The following is a 14,597-nucleotide window of genomic DNA, read 5'->3' on the forward strand; positions in this document are numbered from 1 at the left end:
AATGCGTAGATGCGTCAATGTTCACAGTTACGAGATGAATATCAATCCTTTTTTGTCAATCCTTTTTTGTTAAGTGATTCAACCCAAGGGTCTAACTTATGGAATAGTTTCGGGTAGCGTCCCTTGAGGTCTTTTTTCACCTCGGCGTAAGTGCTGCGCCAGAAGTTCGCCAGGTCCTGGGTCACCTGCACGGGCCTTCGCGCCGGGGACAGCAAATGCAACTTGACCACCTGCCGGCCACCGGCGATGCGTGGGGTTTCGGCCAGGCCGAACAGCTCCTGCAAGCGCACGGCCAGAATCGGCGGCTGCTCGCTGTAATCCAGACGAATCGATGAACCCGATGGCACGCTCAGGTGGTGCGGCGCCAACTCGTCCAAGCGTTGTGGCAGCGGCCATGGCAACAGGTTGTGAACGATGCTCGAGAGGTCGAGATTGGCGAAATGACTGAGGCGCGAGACTTTGCCCAGATACGGCATCAGCCAATGCTCAAGGGTGTTCAGCAGCGCAGCATCGCTGACATCTGGCCAATCGCTTTCGCCCTTTCCACCCAGGTCCAGCTGGCGCAATAACGCCACCCGTGCCTGCCACTGGCGCAACTCCGGAGTCCACGGCAGCAGCTCCAGGCCTTTGCGTCGCACCAGGTTGACCAGCGCCTGGCTGCGGGCGGCTTCATCGAGACCGGTTAGCGGTTCGCGGCTGAGGATGAGCTCGCCCACCTTGCGTTGGCGCTCGGCCCGCAGCACACCTTCGCGCTCATCCCAATCCAGCTGATCGACGCATCGCACCTGTTCGGCCAGTACCGAGTCGAACAACGCCGGATCGAAATCCGCCGCCAGATAAATCCGCTCCTCACGCTGGCCCTGACGGCTGCCGAGATCGGCGATCACCAGCCACGGCTGCTTCATCAGGCTGTCGGCCTCGGCGAACAGCGCGGCGCGACCGTTGGCCAGGCGATACTCGGCACCGCCGGCACGGCGCTGTTGGGCGACGCGGTCGGGATAGGCCAAGGCCAGCAGCGCACCGAGCCAGCGTGGATGATCTGGATCGGCGACCGGCTCCGACGCCTTGGCGCGCAGATAACCGCGATATTGCCGCGCCAGTTGCCGGGCCCGTTGTACGCCACCCTGGGCGCCACGAGCGCCGCGCGCTTCGCCGGACAACAGCGCCAATCGGCTGTGCAAGTCGGCACCGGCGCCACGCAGGATATCGCGCTCGCCGAGCAAGGCCGCGACATCGCAAGCCATGTCCGCCAAGCCGAGCGCCTGTCCACGTAACAACAGGTGCGCGATACGAGGATGCGCTGGCAGCTCGGCCATGGCCTGACCATGGCGTGTCAGTGCTTCGCCCTCCAGCGCGCCCAGACGAACCAGCAAGTCCTGAGCTTGTGCATAAGCGGCTGCCGGGGGTACATCAAGCCAAACCAACTGGCCCGGTGTCACGCCCCAACGCCCCAGCTGCAGCGCCAACCCGGCGAGATCCGCCGAAAGAATTTCCGCACTGCCATAAGCCGCCAATTGTTCGTGCTGATCCTGCGACCACAAGCGATAGCACACACCCGGTTCCAGTCGCCCTGCCCGGCCCGCACGCTGGGTAGCACTGGCTTTGGAAATCCGTTGTGTATCGAGACGGGTCATGCCGCTGCCGGGATCGAAGTGCGGCACCCGCGCCAACCCGGCGTCGATCACCACCCGCACGCCATTGATGGTCAGGCTGGTCTCGGCGATGTTGGTGGCCAGCACCACTTTGCGTTGACCCGGCGGCGCCGGATCAATCGCCGCCCGTTGCGCGGCGAGGTCCAGTTCACCGTGTAATGGGCAGAGCAGGATTTGCGTGTTATTGCCCAGCGCATCGGCCAGTTGTTGATGCACGCGACGGATCTCGGCCTGCCCCGGCAGGAACACCAGCACGCTGCCGGTTTCGTCGCTCAAGGCTTCGAGAATGGTCTGCACCAGCCGTGGCTCGATGAATTCGCCTGCCTGGAATGGCCGGCCCCAGCGCATTGCCACCGGGTACATGCGCCCTTCGCTGCGCAGGATCGGCGCGTCGTCGAGCAATCCGGCCAGCCGTTCGCCTTCCAGGGTGGCCGACATCAAGAGGATTTTCAGCGGCTGATCGTCACGGAACAGTTCCCGGCCATTGAGGCTCAAGGCCAGCGCCAGGTCGGCGTCGAGACTGCGTTCGTGGAACTCGTCGAAGATCAACAGGCCCACGCCCTCGAGCGCCGGATCGTCCTGCAAACGCCGGGTAAGGATGCCCTCGGTAACCACTTCGATTCGGGTGTTGGGGCCGACCTTGCTGTCGAGCCGAATGCGATAACCCACGGTTTCGCCGACCTTCTCGCCCAGCTCACTGGCCAGGCGCTCCGCTGCCGCCCGCGCGGCCAGGCGGCGCGGTTCGAGCATCAGGATCGTCTGCCCGGCCAGCCACGGCTCATCCAGCAAGGCCAAGGGCACACGGGTGGTCTTACCGGCACCGGGCGGTGCTTCGAGCACGACTTCGTGGCGTGCAGCGAGGGCTTCACGCAGAGCGGGTAAAACTTCATCAATCGGCAAAGAAATCATGCTGGCTCCCAAACAGAGCGGCGAGTATAACGGCGAACTGCGGGGCGTTCGTCAGGGTCTTAATTTCTACCGACTACGCTTCGTTTTGAAATTACCCAGGAGATTTCACATGCGTGTTCCCTTTCGCCTGATTGGCGGTGTATTGATCGCGACCCTGCTAACGCAGATCACCGCATGCGGTTCGATTTTCTACCCTGATCGCCGTGGCCAGATCGACGGCAAGATCGACCCGGCCATTGCCGTGCTCGATGCCGTGGGCCTGCTGTTCTATATCATCCCCGGCCTGATCGCGTTCGCCGTGGATTTCGCCACCGGCGCGATTTACTACGCACCGGGCGAAACCGCACAGGTGGCGCCGGAAAAACTCAAGGAAGCCATCGGTGCCGACGGCAAGGTCGATAACCTCAAGTTGCAGACCATCCTGGAGCGTGAAACGGGCCGCAGCTTGCCGCTGGACGATCCACGCCTGATCCAGCACAAGGGCAGCGCCCAGCAACTGGCCATGTTCGGCCTGCAACCCGCCGCGTAATCGGGGCACGATAAGGAAAATCCGCACCCATGATCTCAAGCGTCGAACACGCCCGCCTGCTGCGGCTGGCAACCCGTGCCTCGGTGGCGGTGGCTTGCACACTGATCGTCGCCAAAGCCATCGCCTGGTGGCTGAGCGGCTCGGTGAGCATGCTCGCCGGGTTGACCGACTCGGCGCTTGACGGCGTGACTTCGCTGCTCAACCTGCTGGCCGTGCACTACGCCTTGCGCCCGGCCGACGACGACCATCGCTACGGGCATGGCAAGGCCGAGTCATTGGCCGGCATGGCCCAGGCGCTGTTTATCGGCGGCAGTGCGGTGTTGATTGCGCTACAGGCATGGGATCGGCTCAAGCATCCGGAACCGGTGGGTGCACCGTGGATCAGCATCGGGGTGATCGTGTTCTCGCTGGGCCTGACCCTGGCGCTGCTGATGGTGCAGCATCGCGTGGTCAAGGCCACCGGCTCCAACGCGGTGCGCGCCGACTCCCTGCATTACCGTTCGGACCTGCTGCTCAATGGCAGCATCCTGGTGGCGCTGGTGCTGGCCGGGTTTGGCTGGCATCAGGTCGACCCGTGGTTCGGCCTGGGCATTGCCGCCTACATCTTCTGGAGCGCGGTGACGATCGCTCGGGAAAGCTTTGCGGTCTTGATGGATGAGGAGCTGCCGCCGGATGTCAGCCAGCACATGCTGGAGCTGGCCTGCGGAGTACCGGGGGTACTGGGCGCCCATGATTTGCGCACGCGGATTTCCGGCAACCAGTGGTTTGTGCAGCTGCACTTGGAGTTGCCGGGGGAACTGACCCTGTCAGTCGCCCATGGCATCAGCGACCAGGCCGCCGACGCCATTCACGCCGCCTACCCGCGGGCCGAAGTGCTGGTGCACGCCGATCCGCAGGAAGTCGTCAAGGCCGGTGCTCAGAACGTCACCCGATAACCGCGACCATCCAGGCAACCACCCTGGGCCTGGCGGTAGGCCTGCACCACCGCCGGGTCCGGCTGCCAGGTGTCGACCCTCGGATCAAAACCACTCTGCTCGACCGCCCAGCGATAGCAATCGTATCCATCCTGGTTGATCTGCTCCGGTGACTGGCCGTTGGCCGGATAAGCCTCCACGTCGTAACCATTGCCGGTGGCCAACGGCTGGCCAGGCGGCTCGACCACCCTGTAGTCCTGAGTGTTTTCCTGATAGGCGTAGTAGGCGCCGGCTACCAGGAACAGCAATGAGCCATCGATCCAGACCTCACGGGCATAATCAGGCAGGTACTGGACGCGAATCCCGCGCGGCGGCTGCACCACCACATAGCGCGGGCCTTGCGGGCGATACCAGTAGCCGCCGGAGTAGTAGTAATCCCGGCCCCCATAGGGCACACGGTAGTCGCGGTCCGGGAAGCGGTCGATCACGTGCCCCGGACGATACTGCGGGCCGGGGCCCCAACCGTTGCCGTGGCCACTGGGACGGCCCTGCCACTGGTTGCTGTCGTTGGAAGGTGCGCCGATATAGCCATTCCAGTGCGCGTTGGAATCGTTGCGCCGCGGCTCGTCCTGATAGTAACCACGCCGAGGCTGTTGGGTCTGTTGCACGGTGTCGGGTCGTGGCTGGATGGGCAGGTCATTGGCCGGCAGTTGCGGCGGTGGTGGCGGCGAACGCACCCGGCTGTTGTAGTCCGGCGCTGGACGGGTCTGCCATTGGCCGTTGTCTTGATTTTGGTTCTGGCCGTTGTGCTGATTCGGTTGCTGACCATTTTGCGGACGCGGCGGGTTGTTGCCAGCATGGCCCTGATGGCCACCGCCCTCGTGTTGTCCGCCATCCGGACCGCGGTTTTGCGGCTGGTCGGCCAGCGATTGCGCGGTGACACTGACACACAACAGCCCAACACCGGCCAACCGCCAGATGCGCAATCTCATGCTTTTCCTCTATACGGGTCAGGGCCTGTAGGTAAGACTGGAAATGCACAGGCCGGTTCTGCAACAGGTTATCAGTCGCGGAACTTATTTATTGAGGGCGGGTGCCAAATGACAGGCAAGAAAAAGGGGAGACCCGTCGGCCTCCCCTTGAGAACTTCGTCCGTGCTCGACGCTTTTGACGTCGGCTCACCTCACGCCGTCTTCTGGACAGTGTGCAGCTCGGGGGTCAGCACATCCCCTGTGGGGGTGGCGACCGCGGCGGGCCTGATTCGGCGGGCCGCATTGGACTGTTTGTCCGAGCAGTGATTCTGGTGATAAGAATAGGCCCGGAGCACCGGCAGAGGATTGCGAATATTGCTCAAATAAACATCACTTGCGCAATTTTTAACCCTGGATAGATAATCTGTCGCAATAGTTATGACAAGGGACCGTTCGATGAGCAAACTTGACCGATATGACCTGAGCATTTTGGCTGAATTGCAGCGCGATGCGCGCATCTCCAATCAGGAGTTGGCCGAACGCATTGGCCTGTCGCCCTCCCCCTGCTCGCGGCGGGTCAAGCAACTGGAAGACGACGGCTACATTACCCGCCAGGTCGCCCTGCTCGACCGTAAGATGCTTGGCTTGAGCCTGACGGCGTATGTGCTCATCGGCATGGATCGGCACACGCCGGAACGATTCGAAAACTTCGAGGCCGCCATTCGCACCTTGCCGCAGGTGCTGGAGTGCAGCCTGGTGACCGGGATGGATGCCGATTATCAACTCAAGGTCGTGGTGCCGGACATGGACCATTACCAGAAATTGCTGCTGGGGCATTTGACGCGGATTGAAGGGGTGACCAGTGTGCGCTCGAGTTTTGTGCTCAATCAGGTTTTAAACAGCACTGAGTTACCGCTCACTCATCTGCGCAGCTGAACTGCTTCTGTAGGAGCTGCCGAAGGCTGCGATCTTTTGATCTTGTTTATTAAAAGCAAAATCAAAAGATCGCAGCCTTCGGCAGCTCCTACGAGAGCAGGTCGGGCGACGAATAGCTGCGACACGCTGCCGCAGGTCAACTCATTGCCAACATCCATTGGCGTATACTCGCCGCGCCCTTTTAGCCTCGCCCGCGCGGAGATGTTCAATGGATCCTGCAGTTTTCGAAGAGTGGATGATGACCGGCCTGGTCAGCATACTGATCATTTTCATGGGTTTCATCGTCTGGGATCTGGCGAAGAAGTCCAAGGCCGGACGGTTTGGCTCGTTTATTCTGTTTTTCGTGCTGGGCCTTGGCGTTGCTGCATTTGTGATCAAGAGCGTGGTCATTGGCCTGATCGAATCCGGCACTTTATAAGCGCGCTGGCACTTCCTTCCACTGGCCCTGATCGAGCCCTTCGATCGTCCAGTCGCCGATCCTGACACGCACCAACCGCAACGTCGGCAGCCCGACCGCCGCCGTCATCCGCCGCACCTGCCGATTGCGACCCTCGCGAATCACCAGTTCCAGCCAACTGGTCGGCACACTTTTACGAAAGCGTACCGGCGGGTTACGCGGCCACAACGGCGGCTCATCCAGTTGCCGCGCCTGCGCAGGCAAGGTCATGCCATCGTTCAATTCGACACCGTCACGCAAGCGCTGCAACTGTTCGGCACTCGGCTCGCCTTCAACCTGCACCCAGTAGGTCTTGGCCAGTTTGTGTTTCGGGTCGGCGATGCGTGCCTGGAGCTGGCCGTCGTTGGTCAGCAGCAGTAGACCTTCGCTGTCGCGGTCCAGCCGTCCTGCGGGGTAGATCCCCGGGACATCGATGTAGTCCTTGAGGGTCGCGCGCCCTTCTGCGTCACTGAATTGCGTCAGCACATCGAAGGGTTTGTTGAACAGGATCAGCCTGGGCGCAGCGGGAGGCGCCTTGGCGACACGGCGCGGGGCTGCTGGGGATGGCTTTGCGCCAGGGCGGCGGGAAACAGGACGTTGCACACGGGACATGGTGAAGGAACATCTAACGGTCAGGGCTGCTAATGCTAGTAGCCCGACCGTTAAATGACCATCGCCAAATCAGCGGAACGGCGGCTCGTCGAAGCTGCGCAGTTTGCGCGAGTGCAACGAGTTGAGCTCTGTGCGCAACAAGTCCACGGCTTCGATACCGATTTTCAGGTGCTGGCTGACCGCGCGCTCATAAAAGGCGTTGGCTGAGCCAGGCAACTTGATTTCGCTGTGCAGGGGCTTGTCCGACACACAAAGCAACGTGCCGTAAGGCACCCGCAAGCGATAACCCTGGGCCGCGATCGTACCGCTTTCCATGTCCACTGCCACGGCGCGGGACAAGTTGATCAACGGCCGTTCCTGGGCCCAGCGCAGCTCCCAGTTACGGTCGTCGTAAGTCAGCACGGTGCCGGTACGCAGGCGCTTTTTCAGCTCGTCGCCCTTTTCGCCGGTAATGTTGGCCGCCGCCTGTTGCAGTGCGAGCTGCACTTCGGCCAAGGCCGGAATCGGAATATTTGGCGGCACGACCCGGTCGAGAATGCCGTCACGGCGCATATAGGCGTGGGCCAGCACGTAGTCGCCAATGGTCTGGGACTGACGCAACCCGCCGCAGTGGCCGATCATCAGCCAGCAATGCGGACGCAGTACCGCCAGGTGGTCGGTGATGTTCTTGGCGTTGGACGGGCCGACGCCGATATTGACCAGGGTCACGCCGTGGCCATCAGTAGCAATCAGGTGGTAGGCCGGCATCTGGTAGCGATGCCAGACCACACCTGCGGCAATCGCCGAGGCTTCACCGTGATCCATGCTCTTTTCGATGATCACATTACCCGGCAGCACCATGCGCACGAAGCGCGGATCTTTGCGCAGTTGCTCCAGGCCATGGACGATGAACTGGTCGACGTAACGGTGATAGTTGGTCAGCAGGATCCATGGCTGCACATGCCGCCAGTCGCTACCGGTGTAATGCACCAGACGGCGCAGGGAAAAATCCACTCGGGCGGCATCGAACAGCGCCAAGGGCAGCGGATCGGTGTTTTCCCAATCGTACAAGCCGTCGGCAATACCGTCGGTCGCCGCCGACAGGTCGGTGCTCGGGAACACCCGCGCCAGCACGGCGGCGGTGACACCGGAGCCGGCCAACTCATCGCCCTGCTCGACCACGTATGGATAAGGAATGTTCTGCTGGCTGACACCGACCTCCACGGTCACGGTGAAGTCGTGCATCAACGGCACGAGTTGCTCCAGCAGGTATTTACGGAAGGCAGCGGGATGGGTGACGGTGACGCTGTAGGTGCCTGGCAACTGGACCTTGGCGTAGGCCCGCGTGGTCTGCGGGACTTCGCCCTGGCAGTGGTAGGTCAGACGCAGTTCGGGATAACGAAACATTGCCCGCTGTTCGGCGTCCGGCTCGACACGATCCTTGAGATAACGCTTGAGCGCCTGGCTCAGAGCGGTGGTTGCACGATTGTGCAAGAGAGCAAGCCGGTCTACAGCTTGCTCGGCGGTTTGAACGACAATAAAAGCTTCGGTCACGATCAGCATCCTGTGTTCTGACTTGCAGGCCTTCATCTTGCCTGTATCGTCGCTTCACGGGAACAGTGGCGACACAAATGCAGGGAGCGCCGCAGATCCCCTGTGGGAGCGAGCCTGCTCGCGAAGGCGATGGCACATCCAATATCGATGTGGCTGACAGATCGCTTTCGCGAGCAGGCTCGCTCCCACAGTTCAGAAACCTTGCGGAGTCGAACGAGCAACAATCGCTTCCACATTCAACCCACGCGGCAACCCGCCATAAACCCGCCCACCGCCATTCAGGCGACTGGCGATAAACCCGTCACTCACCGCCGTATTCCCCGCCTCCAACAACAGCTTCGCCTGTAACCCAAGGGCGATGTCTTCGGTCAACTGCCGGGCACGGTATTGAATATCGTCGGTATCCTTGAAGGCCGACTGCAATTGGGCGATGTGCGCGGCCAGGCGTTTATCGCCATGACCATCACCCAATTCGCTGAACAATGCATCGAGCACGCCCGGTTCCTTGGACAAGGCGCGCAGCACATCAAGGCATTGCACGTTGCCGGAGCCTTCCCAGGTCGAGTTCACCGGAGCCTCGCGGTACAGGCGCGGCAAGATGCTGTCTTCCACGTACCCCGCCCCGCCCATGCATTCAGCGGCTTCATTGATCATGGCCGGCGCGCGCTTGCAGATCCAGTACTTGCCCACCGCTGTCACCAGCCGGGCGAACTTGGCTTCCTGTGAGTCGTCCAGATGATCGAGCGCCCGCCCCATGCGCAGGCTCAAGGCCAGGGCGGCTTCGCTTTCCAGCGCCAGGTCCGCCAGCACGTTCTGCATCAAGGGCTGTTCGCTGAGCAACTTGCCGCCAACCTTGCGGTGGGCGCAGTGGTGGCTGGCCTGGGTCAGCGCCTGGCGCATCAACGAACTTGAGCCGACCATGCAATCGAAACGGGTCATGGCGACCATCTCGATGATCGTCGGCACGCCGCGCCCTTCCTCACCGACCATCCACGCCAAGGCCCCGCGAAACTCCACTTCGCTGGAGGCGTTGGAACAGTTGCCGAGTTTGTTTTTCAGGCGCTGGATGTAGAACTGATTGCGCGTGTCGTCCGGACGATGCCGCGGCAGCAGGAAACAGGTCAGCCCCTTGTCCGTCTGCGCCAGGGTCAGGAAGGCATCGCACATGGGCGCCGAACAGAACCACTTGTGCCCCACCAGTTCGTACGCCTGACCAGGACCGCTGGCGCCCACCGGATAAGCCTTGGTGGTATTGGCGCGGACATCGGTGCCGCCCTGCTTCTCGGTCATGGCCATGCCAATCGTGACGCCAGCCTTGTGGGCCATGCCGACATTACGCGGGTCGTACTCCGTGGACAGGATCTTCGGCAGCCATTGATCCGCCAGGTCCGGTTGCAGGCGCAACGCCGGGACGCTGGCGAAGGTCATGGTCAATGGGCAACCGCTGCCGGCTTCGGCCTGGCTATGCAGATAGGTCATGGCGGCGCGGGCGACATGCGCACCGGACTGCGGATGCGCCCAGGGCAACGAGGTCAGGCCATGCTCGATCGCTGCGCGCATCAATTCATGATAGGCCGGGTGAAACTCCACCAGGTCGATACGATGTCCATAGCGATCATGACTGCTGAAAATCGGCTTGTTCTGATTGGCCAGGAAACCCGCCGCCATCAACGGTCCGCCGGCGAGCGCGCCGTATGCATCGATCCGCGATTCGGCCCAACCGGCCCCGAAACGCCGCGCCCACTCCTGCAGGGGCAGGTCGATGCGATACAGGTTGGTGCCATCCAGCGAGGGTGGCTGGTTGGTGACTTCGTGGGTTTCGGCGAACTGATGCAGGTTCATGACGGGGCTCCTTTGCTCAGCCAAGGGACTTCAGTTAAGCACCGCCCCCTGGCCGATCAAAGTGTCATATCTGCCTAACTGTCGGCGCTTTCGCCCTGCTCTGAACAGAGCACGCGACGATAAAGCGCGACCTGCAAGTCCTCGAATTTCACCGGCTTGCTCAAATGGTCAATCATCGCGCCGCTCTCGCAGCGCTCCAGCTCAGTCCCCAGGGCGATCATGAATATCGGCACTTGCGCGTAACCGGGCAATGCCCGGATCCGGCAGCACACGGAAACGCCGTCGAGCGCTTGCAACTGACAATCGACCAGCACCGCATCGAAGGTTTCGCGCTGCAAAAAATCCAGCGCGGCCAGGCCGCTGTCGGCGGTGCGCACGCGAAACCCGAGCTTGAGCAACATGCCGCGCATCACCAACTGGTTGACGTTGTTGTCATCCACCAGCAATACGCTGCAATCCTGAGGCTGGCGCAGCCGCGGCGATTCCCGCGTCGCGATCGGTGTGGCAGGTCGCTGCGGTGTGGCAATGTCAAACTCGACATCAAGCTGGAAACGGCTGCCGCGCCCGGGCTCGGAGCGGTGCGTCAGGCGTCCGCCAAGCAATTCCACCAGTTGCCGGCAGATGGCCAGGCCGACACCCAGGCCGCCGTACTCGCGCGTCATCGAACCATCGAGCTGGAAGAAGCGCTGATACATCGTCGCCTCTCCAAGGTCAGTGAAGCCGATACCGGTGTCGATCACCGCAAAGGACAACGCCAGTCGCTCTGGGTTGACTGGTTTCCCGGTGACCCGCAACGCCAGCCCGCCGACCCGGGTAAACTTGATGGCGTTATCCAGCAGGCACTCCAGGCATTGCGCCAGCTTGGCGCTATCGCCGTCCAAGCGATCCGGCACACCCGGTGCCACGTCGACCTTGAAGTCCAGCGACTTGCTCGCGGCATTGCCGTAGAACTGGGCACGCAATGCCTCCACCACGTTGCGCAAGCTGAAGGTGGTCGCAGAAGCCTTGAGCTTGCCCGCCTGCAGTTCGGTCAGGGTGAGAATGCCATTGACCATGCGCATCATGTCCCGCGCCGATCCCGCAGCCGTTTGCTGATATTGCTCCAGCTCAGGGTCCATCTCGACGGTCTGCATCAGCTCCAGCGATCCGATCACGCCGTTCATGGGCGTACGCAATTCGTGGGTCAGGGTGGCGAGGAATTCGTCCTTGAGCTTGTTGCTGTGTGCCAGCTGCTGGTTGAGCGCCTCAAGTTTTTGCCCGGCGTCGAGCAGGGTTTGCGCCTGCTGCTCGCGCATGGCGTTGATACGGTCGGCCAGGGCCATGGACAGCAGCGCCACTTCGATGGCCGAGCCAATCTGGCTGGAGTACATGGTCAGGAACACATTCGGCAGGTAACCGAGCACCATCAATGTATTGATGATGCCGCCTAGCAGAAACGCCGACCAGGCAATGATGAAATAGCGCGCAACCCGCAACCCGCGCAACCAGGCGAAAATCCCCGCGGCAAAAATCACCACCGTGAAGGTCAGGGCCAGGGTCGTGGCCAGGCGCAAGGCCAAGGCATAGCTGGTCATCAGGGACAACCCGACTACCAACGCGCCGAATGCCACCAACGCCAGCAGCAAGCGGTCCATCCAGCGGCTGAGGGTGGCGGTCTGCAGGAAGCTGCGGGCGAATTGGCTACCGAACAATCCGGCACAACCGATGAAAAAAGGCGTCGAAGCGTTGGCCCACCAGGGATTATCTGGCCAGAAATACTGCACGGCCGCGCCGTTCACCGACAGCTGATACAAGCCAAACGAGGCGATGTAGAAGATGTAGTAGAGATAGCTGGTATCGCGCACGCTGAGGTAAATGAACAGGTTGTAGACCAGCATGCCCAGCAATACACCGTAGATCAGCCCCAACACATAGAGGCGCACCGGTTGGTCTTCGAGATAGGCCGTACTGGACCACAACGTAACCGGCGCCTGGATCGACCCCTGGCTTTGCAGGCGCAAGTACAGGGTTTTCGCCTGGTCAGGCGTAAATTCCAAAGTGAACAGATAGTTGTTCTGGCGTATTTCACGACTAGAGAACGGCAAGGCGTCGCCAGTTTGCCTGGCCAATTGATAGTTGCCGCTCTCGTCAGGCAGATACAAATCAAGGTGATCAAGCGGTGGGTAAGCCAACTCCAGCAGCCAGGTCCGTTGCGCAGTCGGGTTTGAAGGGCGGTAATGCAGGTCGATTTTCAGCCAGAACACCGAGCGCGAATAGCCGGCATTAAGGGTGGTCTTGTCATGCGCCTTGAAGTTGCCAGCTGCCGCCTGCGCACGAACATCCGCGACAGTCGCCTGACCACCCGCGTCTTCAAACACTTGCAGGGTTCGCCCGAGGGGAAGGCTTCGGGTGAGTTCATTGAACTCAACGGCGTTCGCCAAGAGGGGCAAACACAACACAAACATCAGCAAATAGCGCATTTATGCCCCAGCATGGCCTGTCCGGTCCTGTCAGGAAGCCCCCCATTCCTTTTGAGTAGACGTAAAACCGGTGATACCTGTTATTGGTTTGGATCCACTCTAGCATAGCCGTTGATGGCTAATGAGCACTACCGAAATTTTTCACACAAAGGCTCTAGAACGGTAGTTCCAGCGAAGATTATTGAGATAGAGCGTTTGGTTTGGTCACAAAATCAAAAGATCGCAGCCTTCGGCAGCTCCTACGGTTTTCGCGTCGACCTGAAGACCCTGTAGGAGCTGCCGAAGGCTGCGATCTTTTGACTGTCGCGCAGCGGGCTTCGAAAAAAGATGTTTGGTGGTAAGCTCGCGCACCATGAATATCTACAGCTCTCGCCCCGTTGTCCTCTGTCTCTCCGGCCACGACCCAAGTGGTGGCGCCGGCTTGCAGGCAGATATCGAAGCCTTGCTCGCTCAGGGTTGCCATGCGGCTCCGGCCGTCACCGCCCTGACCGTGCAAGACACCGTCAATGTCACTGACTTTCGCGTGCTCGACCGTGAGTGGGTGTTGGCCCAGGCCAATGCCGTGCTCAACGATTCCGAAGTCGCGGCGGTCAAGCTCGGCATGCTCGGTTCCCTGGAAATGGTCGACACCGTGGTCGAACTGCTTTCGGCGCACCCGCACTTGCCGGTGGTCTGTGACCCGGTACTGCGCGCCGGTGGCGGAGGTCGACTGGGCAAGGACGAAGTCGGCTACGCCATGCGCGAACGCCTGCTGCCGCTCTCGATCATCGCCACCCCCAACCTTCCCGAAGCCCGTATCCTCGCCGAACTGCCTGAAGGCACCGCGGATGAGTGCGCTGAAAAACTCCTGCCGTTCGTCAAACACCTGCTGATCACCGGCGGCCATGGCGACGAAACCGAAATCCACAACCGCCTGTACAGCCGCGACGGCTTGCGCGAAACCTACACCTGTCAACGTTTGCCGGGCAGCTATCACGGCTCGGGTTGCACCTTGGCCAGTGCGCTTGCCGGCCGTCTGGCCCAAGGTGAAAACCTCGCCAGCGCCGTACAGACTGCACTTAACTACACGTGGCGCACCCTGCGCGATGCGGAGCAGTTGGGCAAAGGCCAATTCGTGCCACGCCGCCTGCCACTGGACTTCTGTTCGTAACTCTCTATTAGCTGCGGTGAGGCTTGCTTGATGAAACTACGTGGCCTGTACGCCATTACCGACAGCCAGTTGCTGGCCGGTAAATTTCTTTCGTACGTGGAGGCGGCGCTGGAAGGTGGCGTCACCCTGCTGCAATACCGCGACAAGAGCAGCGATGAGGCCCGTCGTTTGCGTGAAGCCGAAGCCTTGCGCGACCTGTGCGAACGCTACAAGACCCAGTTGATCATCAACGACGACGCCGAGCTGGCGGCCCGCCTGAACGTGGGCGTGCATCTGGGCCAGACCGATGGCCCGCTGTCGCCGACCCGCGCCCTGCTCGGCTCCAAAGCGATCATCGGCTCGACCTGCCACGCGCAGCTTGAATTGGCCGAGCAAGCCGCCAGGGAAGGCGCCAGTTATGTCGCGTTCGGCCGCTTCTTCAATTCCAACACCAAGCCCGGCGCCCCGACCTGCAGTCTCGACCTGCTCGACCAGGCCCGCAGCAAACTGCATCTGCCGATCTGCGCGATCGGCGGCATCACCCTCGACAACGCCGCCCCGCTAGTGGCCCATGGGGTCGATCTGCTCGCCGTGGTACATGGCCTGTTTGGCGCCGAGAGCACGGCTGAAGTGACCCGCCGCGCCCGCGCCTTTAACGAATTACTGAAAATCTGA

12 protein-coding genes are annotated in these 14,597 nt (G+C 61.4%); 6 read left to right on the top strand and 6 right to left on the bottom strand.

Annotation, left to right across the window (positions count from 1 at the left end):
• Nucleotides 1-41: 41 nt before the first annotated feature.
• Nucleotides 42-2,561, bottom strand: coding sequence for an ATP-dependent helicase HrpB (gene hrpB, locus HGP31_RS27465; RefSeq protein WP_168758987.1), 2,520 nt, complete (start codon nt 2,559-2,561; stop codon nt 42-44).
• 109 nt (nt 2,562-2,670) lie between these two features.
• Between hrpB and HGP31_RS27470 the strand changes: the two genes are divergently transcribed.
• Both HGP31_RS27470 and HGP31_RS27475 read left to right on the top strand, forming a co-directional pair.
• Entirely contained in the window at nt 2,671-3,090 is a 420-nt protein-coding gene (locus tag HGP31_RS27470; RefSeq protein WP_020798725.1) for a hypothetical protein, read from the top strand.
• 29 nt (nt 3,091-3,119) lie between these two features.
• On the top strand, nt 3,120-4,025 hold the full coding sequence (locus HGP31_RS27475) for a cation diffusion facilitator family transporter (protein WP_020798726.1): 906 nt from the start codon (nt 3,120-3,122) through the stop codon (nt 4,023-4,025).
• On the opposite strand, the gene HGP31_RS27480 is transcribed toward HGP31_RS27475, so the two are convergent.
• Nucleotides 4,007-4,996 carry a DUF6515 family protein gene (locus HGP31_RS27480; protein ID WP_168758988.1) on the bottom strand — a complete coding sequence of 330 codons (990 nt, stop codon included), beginning with the start codon at nt 4,994-4,996 and terminating at the stop codon, nt 4,007-4,009. The genes HGP31_RS27475 and HGP31_RS27480 overlap by 19 nt on opposite strands.
• A gap of 435 nt (nt 4,997-5,431) precedes the next feature.
• On the opposite strand from HGP31_RS27480, the gene HGP31_RS27485 reads away from it, so the two are divergent.
• Both HGP31_RS27485 and HGP31_RS27490 read left to right on the top strand, forming a co-directional pair.
• The gene (locus HGP31_RS27485) at nt 5,432-5,911 is read left to right on the top strand and encodes an Lrp/AsnC family transcriptional regulator (RefSeq protein WP_007894448.1); all 480 of its coding nucleotides are present in this window, start codon (nt 5,432-5,434) and stop codon (nt 5,909-5,911) included.
• A 208-nt stretch (nt 5,912-6,119) separates the two neighbouring features.
• Complete coding sequence (locus tag HGP31_RS27490) at nt 6,120-6,329, top strand: DUF2788 domain-containing protein (protein WP_007937369.1); 210 nt, start codon at nt 6,120-6,122, stop codon at nt 6,327-6,329.
• On the opposite strand, the gene HGP31_RS27495 is transcribed toward HGP31_RS27490, so the two are convergent.
• The 4 genes from HGP31_RS27495 to HGP31_RS27510 all read right to left on the bottom strand — a co-directional run bounded on the left by HGP31_RS27495 (nt 6,324) and on the right by HGP31_RS27510 (nt 12,793).
• Nucleotides 6,324-6,959 (bottom strand): pseudouridine synthase, encoded by a 636-nt coding sequence (locus HGP31_RS27495; protein WP_020798729.1) that lies wholly within the window; start codon nt 6,957-6,959, stop codon nt 6,324-6,326. The genes HGP31_RS27490 and HGP31_RS27495 overlap by 6 nt on opposite strands.
• A gap of 69 nt (nt 6,960-7,028) precedes the next feature.
• Complete coding sequence (gene amn, locus HGP31_RS27500) at nt 7,029-8,528, bottom strand: AMP nucleosidase (RefSeq protein WP_020798730.1); 1,500 nt, start codon at nt 8,526-8,528, stop codon at nt 7,029-7,031.
• Nucleotides 8,529-8,684: 156 nt separating this feature from the next.
• Nucleotides 8,685-10,334, bottom strand: a complete 1,650-nt coding sequence (locus HGP31_RS27505) for an acyl-CoA dehydrogenase family protein (RefSeq protein WP_168758989.1) — start codon at nt 10,332-10,334, stop codon at nt 8,685-8,687.
• 74 nt (nt 10,335-10,408) lie between these two features.
• On the bottom strand, nt 10,409-12,793 hold the full coding sequence (locus HGP31_RS27510; RefSeq protein WP_168758990.1) for a hybrid sensor histidine kinase/response regulator: 2,385 nt from the start codon (nt 12,791-12,793) through the stop codon (nt 10,409-10,411).
• A 352-nt stretch (nt 12,794-13,145) separates the two neighbouring features.
• Between HGP31_RS27510 and HGP31_RS27515 the strand changes: the two genes are divergently transcribed.
• On the top strand, nt 13,146-13,943 hold the full coding sequence (locus HGP31_RS27515) for a hydroxymethylpyrimidine/phosphomethylpyrimidine kinase (protein WP_008052407.1): 798 nt from the start codon (nt 13,146-13,148) through the stop codon (nt 13,941-13,943).
• A 30-nt stretch (nt 13,944-13,973) separates the two neighbouring features.
• Nucleotides 13,974-14,597: a thiamine phosphate synthase gene (thiE, locus tag HGP31_RS27520; RefSeq protein ID WP_020798735.1), complete on the top strand. Its 624-nt coding sequence runs from the start codon at nt 13,974-13,976 to the stop codon at nt 14,595-14,597.

Source organism: Pseudomonas umsongensis, assembly GCF_012647205.1.
Classification (GTDB): Bacteria; Pseudomonadota; Gammaproteobacteria; order Pseudomonadales; family Pseudomonadaceae; genus Aquipseudomonas; species Aquipseudomonas umsongensis.

Bases quoted from the DNA above. Each gene is read 5' to 3' on its own strand.
- hrpB (WP_168758987.1), bottom strand. From the start codon at position 2,561: ATGATTTCTTTGCCGATTGATGAAGTTTTACCCGCTCTGCGTGAAGCC.
- HGP31_RS27470 (WP_020798725.1), top strand. From the start codon at position 2,671: ATGCGTGTTCCCTTTCGCCTGATTGGCGGTGTATTGATCGCGACCCTG.
- HGP31_RS27475 (WP_020798726.1), top strand. From the start codon at position 3,120: ATGATCTCAAGCGTCGAACACGCCCGCCTGCTGCGGCTGGCAACCCGT.
- HGP31_RS27480 (WP_168758988.1), bottom strand. From the start codon at position 4,996: ATGAGATTGCGCATCTGGCGGTTGGCCGGTGTTGGGCTGTTGTGTGTC.
- HGP31_RS27485 (WP_007894448.1), top strand. From the start codon at position 5,432: ATGAGCAAACTTGACCGATATGACCTGAGCATTTTGGCTGAATTGCAG.
- HGP31_RS27490 (WP_007937369.1), top strand. From the start codon at position 6,120: ATGGATCCTGCAGTTTTCGAAGAGTGGATGATGACCGGCCTGGTCAGC.
- HGP31_RS27495 (WP_020798729.1), bottom strand. From the start codon at position 6,959: ATGTCCCGTGTGCAACGTCCTGTTTCCCGCCGCCCTGGCGCAAAGCCA.
- amn (WP_020798730.1), bottom strand. From the start codon at position 8,528: ATGAAGGCCTGCAAGTCAGAACACAGGATGCTGATCGTGACCGAAGCT.
- HGP31_RS27505 (WP_168758989.1), bottom strand. From the start codon at position 10,334: ATGAACCTGCATCAGTTCGCCGAAACCCACGAAGTCACCAACCAGCCA.
- HGP31_RS27510 (WP_168758990.1), bottom strand. From the start codon at position 12,793: ATGCGCTATTTGCTGATGTTTGTGTTGTGTTTGCCCCTCTTGGCGAAC.
- HGP31_RS27515 (WP_008052407.1), top strand. From the start codon at position 13,146: ATGAATATCTACAGCTCTCGCCCCGTTGTCCTCTGTCTCTCCGGCCAC.
- thiE (WP_020798735.1), top strand. From the start codon at position 13,974: ATGAAACTACGTGGCCTGTACGCCATTACCGACAGCCAGTTGCTGGCC.